This window comes from Ruoffia sp. FAM 26254, assembly GCF_045528545.1.
In the GTDB taxonomy this organism is placed as follows: domain Bacteria; phylum Bacillota; class Bacilli; order Lactobacillales; family Aerococcaceae; genus Ruoffia; species Ruoffia halotolerans.
The window spans coordinates 12,365-33,390 of sequence record NZ_JBGQQY010000010.1; the positions used below are offsets into that span (position 1 = coordinate 12,365).

The following is a 21,026-nucleotide window of genomic DNA, read 5'->3' on the forward strand; positions in this document are numbered from 1 at the left end:
TATATTTTTATAATGTTTATAGATGGGAGAAAAAAACATTGATACATGAGATTTGGCGTGAGTATCCTGAGATAGAAAAAGCCTTAAAAGAAACTAAACAAACCATGCGTAAAGGTATTTCTATTCGCATACCCGAAATAGAAGCTAAGATACAAGAATACATTGATGCGCCAGGTAAATATCTACGTGCAGGTTTATCTTTGATGTTTTTCTATATGGAAAACGGCAGTATGAACAAAAAAATAATTACATATGCGGCAGCGATTGAGTTACTGCATTTAGCAACGTTGATTCATGATGATGTGATTGATAGCGCCGATTTAAGACGTGGTATTGAAGCGATGCACATAGCACAAAGTAATAAAATCGCGGTTTATGCAGGTGATTATCTCTTTAGCTACAGTGGCCGTTTAGTATCTGATTTAATTGATGAAGTTCAGTTCCAAAACCGCAATAAGTGGATTTTAGAAAATATTATGAGTGGTGAATTGCGTCAACTAGCTAATACCTTTAATAAAGAGATGACAATGATTGATTATATTCGTCAAATAAGAGGAAAGACAGCCATGTTATTCGGACTGTCAGCTTCAGGTGGCTACTATCTAGCAAATAATGACATCCGAAAAGCACAAAATGTAAGATTACTTGGAACCTATTTAGGTATTGCTTTTCAATTACAAGATGATTTAATTGATTTTTTAGTCCCGGCAGGCACTTCCGGAAAACCAAGTATGCAAGATGTTCCAAATGGAAATTACACGGCGCCATTACTACTTGCGATGGAGAAGAGTGACTCGGTAAGACGTTATGTAAATGAAACGGTTGAGTGGGACGAAGCATCATTAGATAAGTTGTCATTAATGATGAAAGAAACCGGCGCTTTTCACGACACCGAAGTACTCATTGAACGATATATTGAAAAAGCCTTATTTTATCTAGATAGAATAAGTGATTCTGAGTATAAAGCACAAATCAAGAAAATAATCTTACTAATATCTAATCGACAGTACTAACACCAGAGTCATTACTAGACAAATAAATGATTCTATTATAAACTAAGTTTAAGTAATTTTGCCTTTGTATCACGAAGGTAAACACTTACCAAAAAAAGGAGATGACATTAATGAAAAAGAATTTATTAAAGGGTACTCTATTATTAGGATCAATGTTTATATTAGCTGCCTGTGGCGCTGAAGAAGAAGCACCAGAAAGCGTAGAATCTGAAGTATCAACTGTTGTCGAAGAAGAAGTAGAATCGGAAGAAACAACTGAAGAGTCAGAAGAATCAGAAGAGTCAACTGAAGAAGAAACATCAGAAGAATCAGAAGAGTCAACTGAAGAAGAAACATCAGAAGAATCGGAAGAGTCAACTGAAGAAGAAACATCAGAAGAATCGGAAGAGTCAACTGAAGAAGAAACATCAGAAGAATCGGAAGAGTCAACTGAAGAAGAAACATCAGAAGAATCAGAAGAGTCAGCTGAAGAAGAAACATCAGAAGAATCGGAAGGGTCAACTGACGAAGAATCATCAGCAGATTCAGAAGAATCAGCTGACGATGCTGCAGTAGTAGGAACTGACGAATCAGCAGAAGCTGGTGCATTAACAGACGGTGAATACTCAGTTGTAGGTAACCCAGACGAACGTGGTTGGGCTGTAACTCATACGATCACTGTTGCAGATGGAGAAATTACTGATTCAAACTTTGATTACGAAAATGAAGACGGAGACTTAAAATCAGAAGATGAAGAGTACAATACTCAAATGGAAGAAGTAGCTGGCGTATCATCGGCAGATGCAACTCAAGAATTAAATGATGCATTAGTTGAATCACAATCAGCAGACGTAGATGTTGTTTCAGGTGCAACTTCAACATCAACTTCATTCCAATTCACTTCGCAAGTATTATTAGAGTTAGCTGCACAAGGCAACACTGAAGAAGTTAATGTTGATGAACTAGAATTAGCAGACGGTGAATATACAGCTGAAGACTTAACAATTACTGTTGAGGGTGGCGAAATTACTGACGCAATATTTGAAGCTGAAGATCAAGACGTTGCTGATGAATTAGCAGCTGCTTTAGTAGAAGCTGGAAATGTTGAAGGTGTTGAGCCGGTAGAAGGTCAAGAAGAACTTTCTACAACATTCATCGCTTTAGCAACTCAAGCTACAAATGATGCTAAATTAGCAAGTTTAACAGCTGATGCAGAAGAGTCTAGTGAAGAATCTGAAGAGTCTAGTGAAGAATCTGAAGAGTCATCTGAAGAATCAAGCGAAGAGTCAACATCAGAAGAAACTTCGGAAGAATCATCTCAAGTAGAGTCTGAAGAATCAACTGAAGAAGAATCATCTGAAGAAGAATCATCTGAAGAATAAGCCAAAATAATTAAATAGAAAATATGTCATAAGTGAGCTAATTTATACAATTAGCTCACTTTTTCACTTTTATAGAAGCTATAAGAATAGTATAATAAGTATTACGAATTAGAATAGCTAGGAGCATATTTAATGAAAAATGCAATGAAAAAAGTGGCCTTATTTGTTACAGCAATCATCTTATTTGGTTGTGCAAGTGATGATGAGCCAGAAGTGGTTATATCAGGGGCAAGTCCGACAACTACGACAGAAGTAAATGAAAATGGGCTCCCGATTGTTAAAGAACCTACAACCATAACGGAGACGATGTTACATACGGTTGTTCAAATGCAAGTCTATCATGAAGGCGTCGAAGATGTGATGCAAGAAGCGATTGATTATATGGCGGAGATGGAAACACTCCTTTCCACAAACGTTGAAGGATCTGACGTATATAGAATCAATGAGAATGCTGGGATTGAGCCGGTTGAAGTACAACCTGAAACAATGGAAATCATTAAACGTTCAATTCAAATTGCCCAAGAGAGTGATGGGCTCTTTGATATCTCAATTGGAGTTCTCACAGATTTATGGCAAATCGGAAGTGATGATGCGCGTGTTCCAGAAGATTCTGAAATAACTGAAGCAGTTAATCTAATCGATTATGAAAAGATTAGCATTGATGAAGAGAATATGACGGTCATGCTTGAAGAAGAAGGCATGTCACTGGAGTTAGGTGGTATTTCTAAGGGATATATTGGTAGTGGCATTGTTGAGATCTTTGAGGAAAACAATATTACAACAGCCATCATTAACCTTGGAGGGAATGTCGTTGTTATGGGGACATCACCATCCAATGAAGATGGTTGGAATGTTGGGGTTCAAGACCCTGATGAAGTGCGTGGTGAAATAGTTGGGACTCAACGTGTCATAAATGCAGCCATTGTTACAAGTGGTATCTACGAAAGATATTTAGAAGTGGACGGCACAAAATACCATCACATTATGGATCCTAGAACAGGCTATCCTTTAGATAATGAGATTTCAGGTGTAACTGTCTTTGCACCAACCTCTTTTGATGGTGACTCTTATTCGACAGCCTTATTCTTAATGGAGATTGAAGAAGGTATCGAGTTTATAAATTCAAAAGATGGGTTTGAAGTGGCTTATGTCGATAAGGAAGGTGGAGTACATCTTTCTGCTGGTATTCAAGATAGTTTTAATTTAACGAATGAGGAGTATTACATCGCTGATGAATAAAATAAATTTAAAAATGTTTTTAGAATTTGTCGAAATTCGAACAAAAATAGCAAGTTTTTTTCCAATGATGGTTGGTTTTTTATGGACAGGTTACTATTTCAAAGAATTTAATTGGTTGAATTCAGTTATATTTTTCCTAGCTGCGACTTGTTTTGATATGACGGTAACAGCGATTAATAATACATTGGATTATCACAAAGCCTTAGATAATAACTATAAGGAAGAGCAGAATGTGATTGGTAAATACAAATTAAATTACCGGACAATGGTCATCATTGTATTTATCCTTTTAGCTATTTCGCTGATACTTAGTTTATATCTCGTTTGGTTAACAGATCCAATGCTCTTATTGATCGGAGCTTTGTTATATTTTATTGGAATAATTTACACATTTGGACCGTTACCAATTTCACGTACACCATACGGGGAGATTTTCTCAAGTTTAACGATGGGATTCGGTATCACTTTTCTGGCGGTATTCATGACCCGCTATGAAGTACTGCTTTCAAGTGAATGGACTTGGACTAATTTAGTATTGAATATCGGTTGGTTTGATATTCTTAAGATATTTTGGTTCAGCTTGCCACAAATACTTTTAATAGCGAATATTATGCTTGCCAATAACACCCGAGATTTGGATACAGATATTCAAAACGAACGACGGACGTTAGTTTACTATATTGGTAGACCGAACGCGATTCGCTTGTATCAGTTGCTTAGCTTCTTACCATGGATTGTGTGGTTGACTTATATTATTACCGGTATATTCCCTTGGTGGACGATTGTTACTTTAGCCGTTGGCTATGTGCATTATCAAGGTGTGATGAGATATACGGAAAGAATTCCACAGCCAATTGCCTTTAAAGAAGCTATTCAGAGTTTTATATTGTTTTTAAGTATGTATGTCATTGCTCTATTTGTTTTATTGTTAGTATAAAGACAGCCTCGATTTTATTGAAAATCGAGGCTGCTTTTTTATTTAGGATATTTACTTAAAGTGTGTTCCATTGAGTTTTCTAACATTGTTTTTAAGACATCTAAATCAATATCAGCTAATTTATTTACGTAAATACACATTTTACCAGTGGTGTGTTTTCCAAGTTGCGCTAATAATTTATCTTTGTCTTTAAATTCGGTAGCAAGGTACAAACTAAATTTGGCTTTTCTAGGGGAAAAGGCTAAATAAGATGTATCACCTTCACGACCAGAATTGTAGACATAATGGTAAGTTCCAAAACCGATAATATTTGGATACCACATTTGAGGTTCAAAACCAGTCACTTCTTTAAATAAATCTAATAAAAAAAATGAATCAATTTGTTTTTGTTTTGAATCAATCGACTCAATAAATTCGACGACATCTTCACCTGTGGGTTTAAATTTGGCTGCTGACATTATAAAACCTCCATTTTATGATTAGTTATTTACAAGGGTAGTATCAATTCATCATCAGCCATTTTGCCGGTAATCTCTAACACGAGCCCGTGGGGGAGACAAATCGCAGTTTGCCCTGGTCTTTCAATCCAACCTGTTCTAACGCCAACTTGATCAGGACTATTATCTTCTTTAATACGAGCTTGGTTATTATTGATTTCGATAATATTGTACTGGTTATCGTTTGGATAATATGTCTTTTCGACTTCTAATCCTTCTGATAATTGGAACTCATCTACAACTTCACCGTGGATTTTCACTATCGCAACGGCATCTTCTGAATCATTGAGATGAGCATTCGTAATGACATTTGGAATAAAAGAAATGATGATTGACACGATAATAAATACATAATCAAAGGGTTTAAAGTAGCTTAATATTTTTCTCATGGGACCTACCTCTCTATTGCAAAGCAATGAATCTTTACTTATTGTATAAAAAAAATATGGTTTTATCTAGCTTTTTAGAGGGAAATTTGATACTATAACGTATGTGCGAAAATTACTATTTGAAATGCATTAAATTATTTATAGATAAGGAGATTTTATTATGAACTTAAAAGCAGAACTTAGAGAAACAACTGGCTCAAGTGCTTCACGCAAAGCTCGTGCTGAAGGAAAAGTGCCTGTATCTTTATACGGTAAAACAGTAGAAGCAACTTCGCTTTTAGTAGATCGTCGTGATTTCGAAGCTTTATTAAAAGAAGAAGGTACTAACGCGGTATTCAATTTAGATTTTAACGGTGGCACTCAAAAAGTATGGTTAAAAGACTATGAACGTGCAGCGTTAAAAGACGAAATGTACTCAATTGACTTGGAAGCTATCTCTGCTGACCAAACATTAACGGTAGAAATTCCATTATACGTTGTTAATGATGAAACAATTGAAGAAGGTATCGTTGAAATCGTTGAAAACGAAATTACTGTTGAAACTAAACCAGATACAATCCCTCAATACTTTGAAGTGGATGTAAAAGGCTTAGAAATCGGTGATACTTTAACTGTAGCGGATATCGCTCTCCCAGAAGGTGTAGAAATTATGATGGAAAATGATGAAACAATCGTTTCAATCTCAATTCCTACTGAAGAAGCAGAAGACGTAGATCCAGATGAAGAAGCAGCTGAACCAGAAGTAATTGGTGCAACTGAAGAAGAAGCAGAAGAAGCAGAAGAAGAGTAATCTTCAAATAATTTTATTAAAAGACACGTTCAATACGTGTCTTTTTCTATCTAAACATTCACCAAATTACGTGAAGAAAGGGAGGATTCCATTGAAAAATCATATTGCTTTATTTGAACCATTGATGCCTGCTAATACAGGGAACATCTCTAGAACTTGCGCGGCAACTAATTCAACGCTCCATTTAATTCATCCTCTAGGATTTTCAACCGATGATAAAATGTTGAAACGTGCTGGCTTAGATTATTGGCATAATGTTGATATTGTCGAGCATGATAATTTAGAGGCATTTCTTTCATACGTTGGTGAACGTAAACTGTATTTAATTACTAAATTTGCACCTCAAATTTATTCTGAGGCAGACTTGGCTCAAAATGAAAGTAATGAGCAATTCTTCCTATTTGGAAAAGAAACAACGGGCCTTCCGATTGAATTGATGGAAGCGCATAAAAATAACAGTTTGCGAATTCCAATGAATGACGAACATGTACGGTCACTTAACTTATCAAACACTGCTAATATCGTTATATTTGAAGCTTTACGCCAACAACAATGGCAAGAGCTAGAGGCAATTCATCATTATGACGATACTGACAAAGCGAAAGACTTGAATTGGTAGGATTGCTTGACTTTATGGCGGGATAATTTATAATATGATTAAATGAGAAACGAATAGTATTTGAGATAATTGTTAAGAGAAGTGATGGTTGGTGAGAATCACTCAGTTTAATCAAAGAATCCACGTTTTATTCAGCCTACGAAAGCGCGATTAAGTAGTGCCGGCCTCACCGTTATTGAATTTAAGAGCAAGTAAACTCACTATTATTGGGTTTATTTGAACTTGGGTGGCACCGCGAATGAGAACCTTTCGTCCCATGAATTATTCAGGGACGGAAGGTTCTTTTTTATGGCTATGTTTAATTTAATGAATATTTAAAATCACAGGAGGAAACAATATGTTAGATCGTAAAATGTTAAGAGATGACTTTGAATTTGTCGCAGAAAAACTTGCCACCCGAGGTGTGGAGCGTGAGTTATTAGAAAATTACCGCGACTTAGACGCGCAAAGAAGAGAATTAATTGCTCAAACTGAGGAAGCGAAGCAAACACGTAACGAAACAACTGAAAAAATTGCTCAGCTAAAACGCAACAAAGAAAATGTGGATGAGCAAATCAAAGCAATGCAAGAAATCGGTAAAGAAATTAAAGCGATGGATGACAAGTTAGTCGCGATTCAAACTGACTTAAATAATATTGAATTCACATTACCTAACATCCCAAATGAAGATGTGCCAGTTGGTGAAGATGAAGACGATAATGTTGAAATCCGCCGTTGGGGAGAAATTTCAGAATTTGATTTTAAAGCATTAAATCACTGGGATATTGCTGAAAACTTAGGTATCTTAGATTTTGAACGTGGAGCAAAAGTTGCCGGTGCGCGTTTCGTATACTATGTAGGCCTAGGAGCTCGTTTAGAGCGTGCTGTTTATAACTTTATGTTAGATACTCACGGGAAAAATGGCTACCGCGAAATGATCACACCTTACATGGTAAATGAAAAAGCAATGTTCGGAACAGGGCAATTCCCTAAATTTAAAGAAGATGTATTTGAGTTAGAAGGGGACCGTAATTTAACTTTAATTCCAACGGCTGAAGTTCCATTAACGAACTACTATGCTGATGAAATTCTTGCATTAGATCAATTACCTGTACACTTTACAGCATTTTCACCATCATTTAGATCAGAAGCAGGAAGCGCTGGTCGTGATACGCGTGGATTAATCCGTATGCACCAATTCCACAAAGTTGAGTTAGTTAAACTTGCTCGTCCGGATGAATCTTATGCAGAATTAGAAAGTATGACTAAAGATGCTGAAGGTATCTTAGAAGCATTAAAAATTCCATACCGCACAATTATATTATCAACAGGTGATATGGGATTCTCTGCTGCTAAAACTTATGATATTGAAGCATGGATTCCAGCTCAAGATACTTACCGTGAAATTAGTTCATGTTCAAACACAGAAGCTTTCCAAGCTCGCCGTGCAAAAATCCGCTACCGTAATGAATACGAAAAAGTAGAACATGTTCATACTTTAAACGGTTCAGGATTAGCAGTAGGACGTACAGTCGTAGCAATTCTAGAAAACTACCAACAAGCAGATGGATCTGTGAAGATTCCTGAAGTACTTGTTCCTTACATGGGTGGCATTACAGAAATCACTAAAGAAAATGCTATGGGATAATTAGATTAAGTTAAATAACCGAAAATCATAACTGAGTCGAGTGCTTAGATATGGTTTTCGGTTATTTTGATTTGGGATTTGGATGGGATGGGGCATTGTGAACCGGCACGACACTCCGCATTTTAGTTTGCGGTCCATTGTGTGCTGGCACGACACTCCGAATTTTAGCTTGCGGTCCATCGAGCTCCATCACGACGGCCCGCATTCGGATTTCAGAACCATCGCGCCTCCTCACGACGCCCCTTAAGGTCAAGTTTTACAAAAAAAGACCCAGTTGATTGCCATTAAAACAATCAACTGGGTCTATAAATTAAATATTAAAACTGGAACAGTGAGTAAAGTATAATGATCGCACCTAAGACGATACGGTATTTACCAAAGCCAGTAAAGTCATTACGTTTCAAGTAGTTCAGTAAGAATTTAATTGCAAATACGGAAACAATAAACGCAATGAACATTCCGAATAATAAATAAATCCATTCAACTGTCGTAAATGAAAAACCTAAGTCTAGAAGTTTAACTAAACTTGCACCGAACATCGCTGGAATACTTAAGAAGAATGAGAACTCTGTTGCAATGTGGCGAGATGTTCCAACTAATAACCCACCAATTATTGTAGAACCTGAACGAGATGTACCAGGGATGATAGACAATGCTTGGAAGATTCCAATTTTAAAGGCTGTTGCAAAAGATAAAGAATTAAAATCAGTTACTGTAGCTGCATGTTTTGATTCGCCTGTGCGTTCAATCCAAATAAAGATAACCCCGTACACAATCAGTGCAATAGCAACAACAATAGGATTATAAAAGTATTCATCCATATAATCTTTTAAAGCAAAGCCGAAGATTGCAACTGGTATACTTGCGAAAGCCACTTTAAACCAAAGAATCCAAGTATCCTTACGTTCCACTGAAGTTTTCTTTGGTGAAAAAGGGTTTAATTTATTAAAGTAAAGTAAAATTACTGCGAAAATAGAGCCTAATTGTACAAGTACTAAAAAGACCTCAACGAATTCTGAAGATAAATTCAAAGGAATTAAATCTTCTAAGATAATCATATGTCCCGTACTACTTATCGGTAGCCACTCTGTAATCCCTTGTACCACACTTAGGACAAAAATTTTTATAAGTTCAATAATATCAATCATTTGATCCATGTTTCCTATCCTCTCTAGAAATTTATTCAATCTATTATAACGTAAATTCACTAAAAAAGTATAGTATCCATGATAAAATCGAATTTAAGCGTTTTCTTCAAGGGAAAATAAGAATAAAAAAGCCAAACTGAAATCGTTTGGCTTTGATTGCAATATATTGTTAATTAAGCTGAGGCGATGCACACACACTCAGGTGCTTGTGTATCATTTTGGATAAATGTTAATTGACCTGTCTCAGCGTTACGGTCAAAGACAGAAATATGATCTGTATCTTGGTGAGCAACCAGAACGAATTTTTCTGTTTCATCAAGATTGAAATCACGAGGTATTTCACCATTCGTATCGATTTCTTGAATCTTCGTTAGTGCTCCACCATCTTTAGAAATTTCATAGACTGTTAATACATTATGGAAACGAGTTGAAACATATAGGAAGCGGCCGTCATTCGTAATACGGATTGCAGCGCCGGCTGATTTTTCAACGTGTTCTTCAGGAATATTCAGTTGCGTATCAACGGCAGCCATCTTACCTGCGGCGTCTAATGACACAACCGTAGTTGTGTTTGCTAACTCACCAATAATATATGCGTAAGGTTCTGTTGGATGTAATACTAAATGACGTGGCCCCGTTCCAGGTGTCAATTTAATCTCGCTAGAAGGAGATAAAGTACCATCATCTGCAATATCGTAAGTTGTAACAAAATCTGTACCTAAATCACAAACAAATAGTAAGTTTTGTGAATCATTAAAACCAGCAAAGTGAACGTGAGAAGAATCTTGGTTTTCATGAACACTTGAACCAGAATGTTCAACGGTTTGAATCACATCTAGTTCTTCGCCGTCTAATTTGAATACATCAATCACTCCTGCATGGTAGTTAGATACATAAATAGTTTGACTACTTTCGCGGTAACTTACATGACAACCACTACCGTTATCACCAAAACCACTAGCTACCTTGTCCCAAGTACCTTGTTCGTTCTTTTTGAAAGCTACGATTCCACCTTGGTCATTTTCTTTATGAATGGCAAAAAGTAAATCCTTAGCTTTAGATAAAGCCACAAAAGTTGGCCCGTTTAATTCGCTAATTAAATTTGTTTCTGAAAAAGCACCTTCCTTAACATCGAATTCAACTTGATGAATTCCTTTGTTGTCGCGTTTTGTATAGCCACCTAAAATAAATGTTTGAGTCATTTGATATCCTCCCAGTATATTAATACATAGAGTATAGCATAGATGAGTAAAATCATGAATGAATTAGATTCTTGAGATTTTTTATTAGTAGTGTGTTAAAATATCATTATCTTAAGTCATTGGAGTGAATTTTATGACAGATAATAAACGGAACGAAAAGCGTAAAGAAAGTTGGTTTGTGAGTCAATTTCTGAACAACCAATTTGTAATATTCTTATTCAATACACTGTTAATTTTATTAATTCTTTTAATATTTACACGTGTCGCTTACTTATTTAAACCAATCGTCACTTTTGTAAATTTAGTTGCCTTTCCAATTGTAGCAGCGGGGATTTTATATTATTTATTTTCGCCATTTGTTGCGCGATTAATTCAAAGAGGTGTATCAAGAAATATTTCGATTTGGATTATTTTTATCATTATTATTGCATTAATTAGTTGGGGTATTTCTACTTTAATACCATTGCTAAGAGAACAAGCGACGACATTCGTTGCGAATATACCCAATTATCAAGCATCATTAATGGAAACAATCGAGTCTTTACCTATCGATCTTGAAAGTGGTTTAATTGACCCGAAGATTACTGAATATTTTGCCAATATTGATTGGAATAGTATCACAGATCAGTTGAATACGATTATTACATCTACCTTTGGCGGTCTAGGAAGTGTAATTGGAACGGTGGCACAAGTAGTAACAGGATTAATAACAATGCCAGTGTTACTATATTATTTATTGCTGGAAGGCTATAAAATTCCGCAATATATCTTATATCATGTGCCTGATAAATACCGACCAAAAGTAGGGCGAATTTTATTGAAATCGAATCACCAAATCTCCCAGTATATTCGAGGACAAATATTAGTGGCGATCGTAGTAGGAATAATCTTTGCGATTGGTTATTCAATCATCGGTTTAGATTATGCAATATCACTTTCTGTGATTGCGGGTATATTTAATATTATTCCGTATTTGGGTTCTATAATGGCGGTTGTACCGGCATTAATTATCGGACTATTAATCTCGCCGTTCATGTTTATCAAAGTATTAATTGTGGTGGCCATCGAGCAATTGCTTGAAGGACGATTTGTATCACCACAAATATTAGGAAACAATTTAAAAATACATCCAGTAACAATCCTATTAGTATTACTCGGTGCCGGACGCTTATTCGGCTTATCAGGAGTTATCATAGGGGTTCCAGGCTACGCGGTCATTAAAGTAATTGTGACGGAGCTGTATAATACATTCCGAGAATCTTCAGGATTATTCGAAGAAGAATACGAAGTGGAAACATTAGCACCCGAAGTCATCGTAAGTCCTGTAAAGGAAAAAGAATAAAAGTAAAAGGTTGAAGTATATGAATAAACACATTAACAAAATAAAATTTTATAAAAAAATAGGGCTCATATTTATTGCAACTCTGTTTCTTGTCGGTTGTGGCAAGATTGAAAAAAACATTGAAGAGGTTGTTTCTAGCCAAGAAGTGAGTCAAGTAGAATCAGGTGGCACGTCTTCAAATGCGGATAATACTGAGAATGAAACACCCGTTGATGCTCGCTTTGTACCAGAATTTAGTCAAGTGATTGCTGAATTTAGAAACAGTGATGTGTTAACACTAGCAGATGAATCTTACTTTAAAGTAAATGAAACTTTCTCTCAAACACAGAATAATTTTCAATTAAGTGTCGAGAATATGGAGGTTTTTGAAGTCGAAAGTGCGGATGAATTTGTAAGTAGCGAATTTAACTATGAAGACAATCCAGGTTCAGTCGTCTTAATGGAAGTTGCTATAACAAACTTGACAGATGAAACTATTTATTATCCGATTGAAGGATTACGAATGAGTTATCAATCAGCAGATATGCAAATGCACCCATCATCTGCTTTATATCCAGCTCAAAGTGGAGATTTAACGAAAATACTCGAACAAAATAACGGCGAAATAGGACCAAGAATGACCGTTAACGGTTATCTTATCTATGGCCTTGGTCAGGATGAGTGGGAAGAAGCATCAGATTTGGGAAATGTTTACCTAACTGTTGTACCCCCTCAATCGGAACCCGATGCCATCTCAGGAGTGGGCGCAAGTTTACTAGGAGATGAACGAGTTCTTTACTTACCTTTAGACGAGGAGACTCAAGAGCAATTATCTGAGAATAATCAAATGATTCCAGACCGTTTATCATCAGAATGGTGGGGTCAAAAGACGATCCTAGCTCAAGATCAATTGAATGAAACGAGTGAAGATGATGATGTTTCAGTTGAGTTATTAAGAGCCGAAATCAGTAATTTTGAACCAAAAAATGTTTATGAAGAAAATTTTCAAAACTTTAATTATGGTCAGATTATTGTGTCCATTGAATATGAAATTACTAATAATAGCGACCATGAACTCCTTCCAGTAGATGGGGTTGCCACTTTACAAATTGGTGAAGATAGCTTGAATAGTGATTACGTCTTAATTAATGATTACAACGGTACAGTCATCAAACCAGGAGATAGTTACACAACAATTAAGACTTTTGCCTTAGATAAACTGAGATATCAAGAAGTTTGGCAAGGGGAGCCCTTCTATATCGCGATTAACACGCCAGTGAAAAGTGAAGATGAAGAAGATTTAGAAGAGGACACTGGAGAAGAAACAATTGAAGTTAGCAATGATTTAATTTATTACTTTGATTTCACTTGGACACCTAACTTGGTTAATTACATCTATGAAGACTTAGATGTTGTAAGTAAAAGTGAATATGAATCGGATAATGAGTCACTTGATGAGAGTGAGTCAGAAGAAGTTGAAGAAGAAGACAGCTCAACTGATGAAGCGAGTGATGAATTAAATTAATCGAATAGGAGTTGGAGTATGGGAGCAATTGTTAATGCAGTAGTCATCATTGTGTGTTCCTTAATTGGACTGCAAATTCGCTCAGGTATCCCGGTGCGAGTGCAAAAAAGTTTAATGCAAGCTGTTGGCTTGTGTGTTCTATCTATCGGAATTGCCGGTGCAATCCAAGGGAACAATACCATTGTTATGATTTTAAGTATTGTAATTGGAACACTGATTGGCGAATGGGTTGATATCGACCATCGCGTTCTATCTGGGATTAATAAATTTGAGAAGAAAGTGGGTAAAGGTAGTGCCAAATACGGTGACCTTTCTCATGGCATGGTTAGTGCCGCAATGATTTTCTGTATCGGATCAATGGCTATTGTTGGATCTTTAGAAAGCGGTCTTATTGGAGACAATACGACCCTTTATACGAAAAGTATCTTAGATGGTATTACATCGATTCTACTTGCATCATCCCTAGGAATAGGTGTTGCCTTAGCATCAATTCCTGTTCTATTGATTCAAGGAAGTATTATCATTTTTGCTAGCTTATTAGAGCCTTGGTTACCGGTAGAAGTTATCACGGAGATTATCTGTGTGGGATCTGTATTATTAGTCGGCTTAGGCTTGAATATTATCGAAGTCACTCAATTCAAGATAATGAATTTTGTTCCAGCAATTATCTTACCAGTTATAATTATGTTATTTATTTAAATTAATGTAGTAAAGAAAGGGCGTTATAAAATGTACAAATGGCAACTCGATGATTTATATGTTGGTTATGAAAGTGAAGAATTTAAATCGGATTGGGCGAAATTAAAGCAATACAAAGAAGATTTTAAGCAATTAACTTTAGAAGATAATTTAGAAGATATTAAAGCGGCTGTGAAATTTAAAGAAGAGTTATTAATTACAGCAAGACGTATTGGCTCATTCATCAGCCTTACGTTATCAACAAATACAACTGATGAAACGTCAACGAATTATCGTGGTAAGTTTTCAAAAGTAATGTCAGAACTGACTAAAAACCAAATTATCTTAGATCGTTTTTTAGGAAGTATTACTACCGATATTACTCAAGATAGTGAGTTATCGGATTATACATTTGCCTTTAATGAATTAAAAGAAGAAGCAAAGCATTTATTAGATGAAGATACGGAAGCCGTGATTTCAAAACTAAACAACTCTGGTGCAAGTGCTTGGTCAAATTTACATACATACTTAACATCTACGGTAGAAGCAGACGTAGATGGAAAAACCTATACGTTAAGTGAAATTCGTAACTTAGCTTATGATGTGGACCAAGATGTACGTAAAAAAGCCTATGAAGCCGAATTAGCTATGTATGACAAAATTAAAGATCCCGTTGCTTTCTCATTGAACAATATTAAACAACAAGTTCTAACAACGTCATCATTACGTGGCTATGAATCACCATTAGATGAAACATTGCAACAATCACGCATGGACCGTAAAACATTAGATAGTTTAATGACAGCAATTCAAGAATACCTACCAGAATTCAGACGTTATTTAAAACAAAAAGCTACTTACTTAGGACATAAAAATGGCTTACCATTCTATGACTTATTCGCACCTATGGGGGAAGCGAGTCAACAATTCTCAGTTGAAGAATCTGGAGAATACTTAGTCAATCACTTTAGACCCTTCTCAGATAAGTTAGCTGATTTAGTACAAGAATTTTACGATAAGAACTATGTGGATTTCATTCCAAGAAAAGGTAAACGAGGCGGAGCGTTCTGCTCTAACTTACCATTTATTGGCCAATCACGTATTATGACGAACTTTGATGGATCACTATCTAGTGTCATTACAATGGCGCATGAACTAGGCCATGCGTATCACGGATCAATTATCCAAGCACATAAACCATTGAATTGGTCTTATTCTATGCCAGTTGCTGAAACAGCATCAACATTTAATGAAACATTAATTATGAATGACTTGTTAAATAATACAGACGATGAAGTTGAACAACTTGCTTTAATCGAATCATTGTTACAAGATACGACTCAAATTATCGTTGATATTTATTCACGTTATTACTTTGAAACAAAATTATTTGAAGCAAAAGAAGATAAATTCTTATTCAGTCAACAGCTTGAGGATCTAATGAAAGAAGCTCAATTAGAAGCCTATGGGGATGGGTTAGACCCAGATTACTTACATCCATATATGTGGGTAAATAAAGGTCATTACTATTCAGCAGGTTTAAGTTTCTATAACTTCCCTTATGCATTTGGTGGTTTGTTCGCTAGGGGCTTATATACAATCTATGAAGAGCAACCAGAAGGCTTTGTTGAACGCTATGATGAGTTATTAAAACTAACGACCGTATCATCTGTTGAAGAGACAGCAAAAGCGATGGACGTTGATGTCACTGATGTTGCATTTTGGCAAAAATCTTTAGACACTTTTGTTAACTATATTGATCAATTCGAAGAAATTACAAACAAATTAATGGCAACAAAATAATTAAACATAAAAAATTATCCCTGACTTTTTCAATAAAGAATGAGTCAGGGATAATTTTTATTTGTTTTGAATCGCTAATTCAACAATATGTCTTGCGAGCCATTCATTTCGAACGAGTAGGGGACCGTGGAAGTAAGAGCCGAAGGTGTTTTTGTAATGAACTCCTTCAGTTTGGTCCACACCATTATTCCCATTTCCTTTTATAACACGCCCCAGAGGTTTTAACTCAGATCCTAGATGAGTGACGCCGTTGTGGTTTTCAAAGCCATAATAAGTTTGATCATTTTCTTCATCATAGATTTCAATATCACCTATAAAACGAGAATCAATTTGTCTCTCAGTATAATGAGGTAAGATATTCATACCCTCTAAACGATCACCAGCGGCATTAATGTAGTATTGACCAAGTAATTGAAAGCCACCACAAATGGTTAACATAACACCGTCGTTCTCGATGAACGATGCAATTTCATCGCGGATGCGAGGTAAATCTTGCGAGACAATCTTTTGTTCATAATCTTGCCCACCACCGAAGAAAAGCAAATCAAAATCTTCAGCTAGAAAGTCATCACCTAGACTGACAATCGTTGTTTCAACCTGATAACCTGCTTCTTTAGCGTAATGCTGAAGCATTAGTAAGTTTCCATTATCGCCATATGTATTCAATAAGTTGCCATATAGATGACCAATTCGAATGTTTTTCATAAAGGGCACTCTTTTCTTTAAGTTATTTTGTAATATAGCCAGCTTGAATTAATTCTTTTCGTAAATCTAACATGGCCGTATAAGTTGCAAAGATATGGACACTGTCTGTCTTTGCTCCACGCATAGCTTGAACCACTTCTTCAATAGAATCAAGTTCTTGAATGTCACCATCGAATAACTCTGCTACATCTAAGCGTTTCGTCATATCATCTTTACGCATTCCCGCTGTGTAGACTGATTGGATATTAAAATCTGACATCTTCTCGAAGTCCCCGTCCCAAATCCAGCTGACATCTGTTCCATCCGCGTATTGATTGTTTAAAATCGCAATAAAGGTCGACGGATTTTTATCAAGTCCAACTAAATCGATGACTTGGTTTAAGCCGACGGGGTTCTTTACTAAATTAATTAACACTTGCTTGCCTTCGATCTCTAATATCTCTTGACGACCAAAGACACGTTTTGCTTTCTCAAAGCCAACATGAATTTGTTCAGGTGTCAATTCGAAGAAGCGACTCAAACTATAAGCAGCTAAAGCATTGTAGATATTATACATTCCAGCGACTGGAATTTGGAATTGGAAATCATTAATTGTAAAAGTTGAGTCTGTAATGTTTAAATCATCTAAACTTGTCACTTTAAAGTCCAACTCAGGGCGTTTAAAGTCACAATTTTCACAATAGAATTTACCTTGATTTGCATAAGTTAAAGTGTGATATTTTAACACGTGGTCACACTTCGGACATAGGATACCGTCAGTGTTATGATGCGGAACGACATTACCATCCATTTGATCTTCAAAACCAAAGTAAAGACGAGGGTTTGGCAAATCAATGGAATTCAAAATGGGTGAGTCTGCATTAGAAATTACTGTCGCTTCAGGGGCTTCTTTGGCTGCATCAGCCATTAATTTATAGATCGTATAAATTTCACCGTAACGGTCCATTTGGTCACGAAAGACGTTCGTGTGAACAAATACCTTCGGCTTCACGTGTTTAACAACGTGCTTTAGGGAACCTTCATCGACTTCAAGCACAGCAATGCCTTTTTTGTTTTTCTCAAGGCGAGGGGCAGCTAGAAAGGTACTGACAATCCCTTGATGCATATTTGAACCTGTCGGGTTAGTTAGGACGTGAGGGTAAGCTTCATTCAAAGCGTAGACACTTAACGCCGTTGTTAAGGTTTTACCATTCGTTCCAGTGATGATAGCAACATCATAATTTTCACCTAATGTAGTTAGTATATCTGGGTCAATCGTTAAGGCAAGTTTACCGGGCAAACTACTTCCGCCACCAGTAAATTTTGTAAGAGCCCAACGAGATAGGCGGCCAACGTGAGTGGCAATATTACTTCTATAGCTCATTCATAATTCTCCTTTGGTGAGTATGATTACTCTTTTAACATTAGTATTTTAGCAATCATCCGTTTTAAAATAAAGTATTATATTTTAAGCGAGTCATTCCAAAATACACTTTTACCATAATTGTAATCAAAGTTGAATGAAGGTATGATATTCTTAGTTAGGAATATATAGAGTATACCCTAAAACACTAAAGATAATTTTATGATAATATTTCATCCAAGTAATTGACTAAGATGCTTGAGTATTTTATTATTAATAGTTGAGAGTAGAAAAGAAGGAGTTAGATCATGGCGAAACTGTACTTCAAATTCGGTGCAATGAATAGTGGGAAATCAATTGAAATCGTAAAGGTTGCACATAACTATGAAGAGCAAAATAAACCAGTTAAAATTTTTACGAGTGCTGTCGATACACGTACAAAAGTAGGCTTAGTTGCAAGTCGTACAGGATTAGAACGTGAAGCAACTCCGATTACGGATGACATGGATTTATATGAAGAGATTGCTGGAATTGATACGGAGTTATATTGTATCTTAATCGACGAAGCGCAATTCTTGAAAAAACATCATATATTAGAGCTTGCTCGTGTTGTAGATCAATTAAACATTCCAGTTATGGCATTCGGTTTAAAAAATGATTTCTCAAACGAGCTTTTTGAAGGTTCGAAATACCTTCTCATCTATGCTGACAAGATTGAAGAACTCAAGACAATTTGTTGGTATTGTCACCGTAAAGCGACAATGAACTTAAGAATCAATGACGGAGAACCGGTATATACAGGAGAACAAATCCAAATTGGTGGAAATGAATCCTATCTACCAGTCTGCCGAAGCTGCTACTACAATCCAGGCGGCGTAAACAAGTTATAAGAAATGGGGAAAAATAATGTTTGAACAACTAGATTCGCTAATTTTTCGCTATGACGAAGTTAATGAATTACTAAGTGACCCAAGTGTGATTAGTGATACAAACCGTCTACGAGAATTAACGATTGAAGAAAGTGATTTAAGACCCAAAGTCGAAAAAATCAAACGCTATAAACAAGTTAATGAAGAAATCGGTGAAACAGAAGAAATTCTATCTGAGAATACTGACGATGAAATGGCTGAGTTAGCGAAAGAGGAATTATCATCTTTAAAATCTGAGCGTGAAGAATTAGAAAGTCAAATTAAAATTATGATGATTCCTGAAGATCCAAATGATAAAAAGAATATCATTATGGAAATTCGTGGGGCAGCCGGTGGAGACGAAGCACAATTATTCGCTGGAGATTTACTAGATATGTATACGCATTACGCTACGAACCAAGGGTGGAAAGTAGAAGTCATTGATGCAAACATTACAGGTATCGGTGGTTATAAAGAAGTAACCTTAATGATTTCAGGTGATAAAGTGTATTCAAAACTTAAATATGAAAACGGCGCTCACCGTGTTCAACGTGTTCCTGAGACTGAATCTCAAGGACGTGTCCATACTTCAACGGCAACGGTTATCGTAATGCCTGAAGCTGAAGAAATCGATTTCGATATTGATGACAATGATATTCGTGTCGACATCTACCACGCGAGTGGAGCGGGTGGACAGCACGTTAACAAGACAGCTTCAGCGGTACGATTAACACATATTCCAACGAATACAGTGGTTGCGATGCAAGATGAGCGTTCACAATTGAAAAACCGTGAAAAAGCAATGAAAATCTTACGTGCACGTGTATTTGATAAAGTGCAAGAAGAACAACAATCTGAGATTGATGCAGATCGTAAGTTAAAAATCGGAACAGGAGATCGCTCTGAAAGAATCCGCACATATAACTTTCCACAAAGTCGAGTGACTGATCACCGAATTGGACTGACAATTCAACAGTTAGAATCAATCTTAAGTGGTAATTTAGATGACATAATTGATGCATTAATTGTCTACGACCAAACTCAACTATTGGAGGAGTTAAATGGTCCAAACAGTTAATTTAACATTAGGTGAAGCTTTGAATAAAGCTTCACTTTTTTTAAAAGCTTCGGGGTTTGATGAGCATTTAGCCAGAACTTATTGGATGATGACTTTTGAACAAACACTCACAAATGTTGTGTTAGCATTGAATAAACCGGTCAAAGAAGAAATGTATACACACTATATGCAGATACTTGAACAAATTATTGAAGGGAAACCCATTCAATATCTACTCGGCCATGCTTACTTTATGGAAGAGAAATTTAAAGTGACAGAACACACACTGATCCCAAGAGAGGATACGGCGGGTATTGTCACTCTGTCTAATAACTTTTTAGAAAACAAAGTGGATGCTAAAGTATTAGATATTGGAACGGGTACGGGAATTTTAGCTATAATGATTGCGAAGTTAAATACTAAGCAACACGTATTTGCCTCAGATATTTCACCTGAAGCACTCAAAGTCGCTAAAGAGAATGCATTAAATCACCAAGTTAATGTGGAGTTTATCGAAAGTAATTTATTTGAACACATTCCACAACAAAGCTTTGATTTAATCGTATCCAACCCACCTTATATTAGTGAAGATGAGTTGGATTTAATGGATGACAGCGTGAAGAAGTTTGAACCGTCATTAGCCTTATTTGCAGAAGATAATGGACTGGCAATTTACAAACAACTCGCTAAACAAATACAATCATATGTAAAGGAAACGAGCATGATCATTGTGGAAATTGGTTTCCAACAAGGAGAAGCAGTTAAAACTATCTTCTCTGAGACCTTTCCAAATTCCACTATTGAAATTATCCTAGATTTAAGTGGAAAAAATCGTTACGTACAAATTGAATTGTAAAGTAGGTAT

Annotated in this window: 20 protein-coding genes and 1 other annotated feature; of the genes, 14 read left to right on the forward strand and 6 right to left on the reverse strand. The window is 36.0% G+C overall.

All coding sequences use genetic code 11. The features are described from left to right. Nucleotides 1-38 precede the first annotated feature (38 nt). From ACEN3Z_RS04055 to ACEN3Z_RS04070, 4 genes are all read left to right on the forward strand, one after another. The gene (locus tag ACEN3Z_RS04055; protein ID WP_407089731.1) at nt 39-1,013 is read left to right on the forward strand and encodes a polyprenyl synthetase family protein; all 975 of its coding nucleotides are present in this window, start codon (nt 39-41) and stop codon (nt 1,011-1,013) included. 110 nt (nt 1,014-1,123) lie between these two features. Then, nucleotides 1,124-2,374: an FMN-binding protein gene (locus ACEN3Z_RS04060; protein WP_407089732.1), complete on the forward strand. Its 1,251-nt coding sequence runs from the start codon at nt 1,124-1,126 to the stop codon at nt 2,372-2,374. 132 nt (nt 2,375-2,506) lie between these two features. Next, nucleotides 2,507-3,613 carry an FAD:protein FMN transferase gene (locus ACEN3Z_RS04065; protein WP_407089733.1) on the forward strand — a complete coding sequence of 369 codons (1,107 nt, stop codon included), beginning with the start codon at nt 2,507-2,509 and terminating at the stop codon, nt 3,611-3,613. Continuing rightward, nucleotides 3,606-4,550, forward strand: coding sequence for a UbiA family prenyltransferase (locus ACEN3Z_RS04070; protein ID WP_407089734.1), 945 nt, complete (start codon nt 3,606-3,608; stop codon nt 4,548-4,550). The genes ACEN3Z_RS04065 and ACEN3Z_RS04070 overlap by 8 nt, the downstream gene beginning before the upstream one ends. A 38-nt stretch (nt 4,551-4,588) precedes the next feature. Here the strand turns inward: ACEN3Z_RS04070 and ACEN3Z_RS04075 are convergent, their stop codons facing one another. Next, nucleotides 4,589-5,008, reverse strand: coding sequence for a DUF1801 domain-containing protein (locus tag ACEN3Z_RS04075; protein ID WP_407089735.1), 420 nt, complete (start codon nt 5,006-5,008; stop codon nt 4,589-4,591). A 29-nt stretch (nt 5,009-5,037) separates the two neighbouring features. Further along, the gene (locus tag ACEN3Z_RS04080) at nt 5,038-5,436 is read right to left on the reverse strand and encodes a NusG domain II-containing protein (protein WP_407089736.1); all 399 of its coding nucleotides are present in this window, start codon (nt 5,434-5,436) and stop codon (nt 5,038-5,040) included. A 160-nt stretch (nt 5,437-5,596) separates the two neighbouring features. On the opposite strand from ACEN3Z_RS04080, the gene ACEN3Z_RS04085 reads away from it, so the two are divergent. The 3 genes from ACEN3Z_RS04085 to serS all read left to right on the forward strand — a co-directional run bounded on the left by ACEN3Z_RS04085 (nt 5,597) and on the right by serS (nt 8,472). Beyond that, nucleotides 5,597-6,226 carry a 50S ribosomal protein L25 gene (locus tag ACEN3Z_RS04085; RefSeq protein WP_407089737.1) on the forward strand — a complete coding sequence of 210 codons (630 nt, stop codon included), beginning with the start codon at nt 5,597-5,599 and terminating at the stop codon, nt 6,224-6,226. Between the two features lie 91 nt (nt 6,227-6,317). Next, complete coding sequence (locus tag ACEN3Z_RS04090; protein ID WP_407089738.1) at nt 6,318-6,845, forward strand: tRNA (cytidine(34)-2'-O)-methyltransferase; 528 nt, start codon at nt 6,318-6,320, stop codon at nt 6,843-6,845. A gap of 34 nt (nt 6,846-6,879) precedes the next feature. Then, nucleotides 6,880-7,105: a binding site (T-box leader), on the forward strand. 77 nt (nt 7,106-7,182) lie between these two features. Next, nucleotides 7,183-8,472: a serine--tRNA ligase gene (serS, locus tag ACEN3Z_RS04095; protein WP_407089739.1), complete on the forward strand. Its 1,290-nt coding sequence runs from the start codon at nt 7,183-7,185 to the stop codon at nt 8,470-8,472. 317 nt (nt 8,473-8,789) lie between these two features. Here serS and ACEN3Z_RS04100 read toward each other — a convergent pair whose 3' ends face one another. Further along, nucleotides 8,790-9,629, reverse strand: a complete 840-nt coding sequence (locus tag ACEN3Z_RS04100; protein WP_407089740.1) for an undecaprenyl-diphosphate phosphatase — start codon at nt 9,627-9,629, stop codon at nt 8,790-8,792. Nucleotides 9,630-9,793: 164 nt separating this feature from the next. Then, nucleotides 9,794-10,822 carry a lactonase family protein gene (locus ACEN3Z_RS04105; protein WP_407089741.1) on the reverse strand — a complete coding sequence of 343 codons (1,029 nt, stop codon included), beginning with the start codon at nt 10,820-10,822 and terminating at the stop codon, nt 9,794-9,796. A 133-nt stretch (nt 10,823-10,955) separates the two neighbouring features. Between ACEN3Z_RS04105 and ACEN3Z_RS04110 the strand changes: the two genes are divergently transcribed. The 4 genes from ACEN3Z_RS04110 to ACEN3Z_RS04125 are packed head-to-tail and all read left to right on the forward strand — an operon-like array spanning nt 10,956 to nt 16,149. Further along, nucleotides 10,956-12,164, forward strand: coding sequence for an AI-2E family transporter (locus tag ACEN3Z_RS04110; RefSeq protein ID WP_407089742.1), 1,209 nt, complete (start codon nt 10,956-10,958; stop codon nt 12,162-12,164). Between the two features lie 19 nt (nt 12,165-12,183). Next, entirely contained in the window at nt 12,184-13,668 is a 1,485-nt protein-coding gene (locus tag ACEN3Z_RS04115) for a hypothetical protein (protein WP_407089743.1), read from the forward strand. Nucleotides 13,669-13,686: 18 nt separating this feature from the next. Then, entirely contained in the window at nt 13,687-14,367 is a 681-nt protein-coding gene (locus ACEN3Z_RS04120; protein ID WP_407089744.1) for a DUF554 domain-containing protein, read from the forward strand. A 30-nt stretch (nt 14,368-14,397) separates the two neighbouring features. Beyond that, nucleotides 14,398-16,149: a M3 family oligoendopeptidase gene (locus ACEN3Z_RS04125; protein WP_407089745.1), complete on the forward strand. Its 1,752-nt coding sequence runs from the start codon at nt 14,398-14,400 to the stop codon at nt 16,147-16,149. 57 nt (nt 16,150-16,206) lie between these two features. Here ACEN3Z_RS04125 and ACEN3Z_RS04130 read toward each other — a convergent pair whose 3' ends face one another. Both ACEN3Z_RS04130 and ACEN3Z_RS04135 read right to left on the reverse strand, forming a co-directional pair. Beyond that, nucleotides 16,207-16,854: a type 1 glutamine amidotransferase gene (locus ACEN3Z_RS04130; protein ID WP_407089746.1), complete on the reverse strand. Its 648-nt coding sequence runs from the start codon at nt 16,852-16,854 to the stop codon at nt 16,207-16,209. A 22-nt stretch (nt 16,855-16,876) separates the two neighbouring features. Further along, on the reverse strand, nt 16,877-18,217 hold the full coding sequence (locus ACEN3Z_RS04135) for a MurT ligase domain-containing protein (protein ID WP_407089747.1): 1,341 nt from the start codon (nt 18,215-18,217) through the stop codon (nt 16,877-16,879). 287 nt (nt 18,218-18,504) lie between these two features. Here ACEN3Z_RS04135 and ACEN3Z_RS04140 point away from each other — a divergent pair, with 287 nt between their 5' ends. From ACEN3Z_RS04140 to prmC, 3 genes are read left to right on the forward strand one after another with little or no spacing between them, the layout of a single operon-like run. Continuing rightward, entirely contained in the window at nt 18,505-19,086 is a 582-nt protein-coding gene (locus ACEN3Z_RS04140; protein WP_407089748.1) for a thymidine kinase, read from the forward strand. Nucleotides 19,087-19,102: 16 nt separating this feature from the next. Continuing rightward, on the forward strand, nt 19,103-20,182 hold the full coding sequence (gene prfA, locus ACEN3Z_RS04145) for a peptide chain release factor 1 (RefSeq protein WP_138405502.1): 1,080 nt from the start codon (nt 19,103-19,105) through the stop codon (nt 20,180-20,182). Continuing rightward, the gene (gene prmC, locus ACEN3Z_RS04150) at nt 20,166-21,017 is read left to right on the forward strand and encodes a peptide chain release factor N(5)-glutamine methyltransferase (RefSeq protein ID WP_407089749.1); all 852 of its coding nucleotides are present in this window, start codon (nt 20,166-20,168) and stop codon (nt 21,015-21,017) included. Before prfA ends, prmC begins: the two co-directional genes overlap by 17 nt. Nucleotides 21,018-21,026 lie beyond the last annotated feature (9 nt).

Bases quoted from the DNA above. Each gene is read 5' to 3' on its own strand.
- ACEN3Z_RS04060 (WP_407089732.1), top strand. From the start codon at position 1,124: ATGAAAAAGAATTTATTAAAGGGTACTCTATTATTAGGATCAATGTTT.
- ACEN3Z_RS04065 (WP_407089733.1), top strand. From the start codon at position 2,507: ATGAAAAATGCAATGAAAAAAGTGGCCTTATTTGTTACAGCAATCATC.
- ACEN3Z_RS04070 (WP_407089734.1), top strand. From the start codon at position 3,606: ATGAATAAAATAAATTTAAAAATGTTTTTAGAATTTGTCGAAATTCGA.
- ACEN3Z_RS04075 (WP_407089735.1), bottom strand. From the start codon at position 5,008: ATGTCAGCAGCCAAATTTAAACCCACAGGTGAAGATGTCGTCGAATTT.
- ACEN3Z_RS04080 (WP_407089736.1), bottom strand. From the start codon at position 5,436: ATGAGAAAAATATTAAGCTACTTTAAACCCTTTGATTATGTATTTATT.
- ACEN3Z_RS04085 (WP_407089737.1), top strand. From the start codon at position 5,597: ATGAACTTAAAAGCAGAACTTAGAGAAACAACTGGCTCAAGTGCTTCA.
- serS (WP_407089739.1), top strand. From the start codon at position 7,183: ATGTTAGATCGTAAAATGTTAAGAGATGACTTTGAATTTGTCGCAGAA.
- ACEN3Z_RS04100 (WP_407089740.1), bottom strand. From the start codon at position 9,629: ATGGATCAAATGATTGATATTATTGAACTTATAAAAATTTTTGTCCTA.
- ACEN3Z_RS04105 (WP_407089741.1), bottom strand. From the start codon at position 10,822: ATGACTCAAACATTTATTTTAGGTGGCTATACAAAACGCGACAACAAA.
- ACEN3Z_RS04110 (WP_407089742.1), top strand. From the start codon at position 10,956: ATGACAGATAATAAACGGAACGAAAAGCGTAAAGAAAGTTGGTTTGTG.
- ACEN3Z_RS04115 (WP_407089743.1), top strand. From the start codon at position 12,184: ATGAATAAACACATTAACAAAATAAAATTTTATAAAAAAATAGGGCTC.
- ACEN3Z_RS04120 (WP_407089744.1), top strand. From the start codon at position 13,687: ATGGGAGCAATTGTTAATGCAGTAGTCATCATTGTGTGTTCCTTAATT.
- ACEN3Z_RS04125 (WP_407089745.1), top strand. From the start codon at position 14,398: ATGTACAAATGGCAACTCGATGATTTATATGTTGGTTATGAAAGTGAA.
- ACEN3Z_RS04130 (WP_407089746.1), bottom strand. From the start codon at position 16,854: ATGAAAAACATTCGAATTGGTCATCTATATGGCAACTTATTGAATACA.
- ACEN3Z_RS04135 (WP_407089747.1), bottom strand. From the start codon at position 18,217: ATGAGCTATAGAAGTAATATTGCCACTCACGTTGGCCGCCTATCTCGT.
- ACEN3Z_RS04140 (WP_407089748.1), top strand. From the start codon at position 18,505: ATGGCGAAACTGTACTTCAAATTCGGTGCAATGAATAGTGGGAAATCA.
- prfA (WP_138405502.1), top strand. From the start codon at position 19,103: ATGTTTGAACAACTAGATTCGCTAATTTTTCGCTATGACGAAGTTAAT.
- prmC (WP_407089749.1), top strand. From the start codon at position 20,166: ATGGTCCAAACAGTTAATTTAACATTAGGTGAAGCTTTGAATAAAGCT.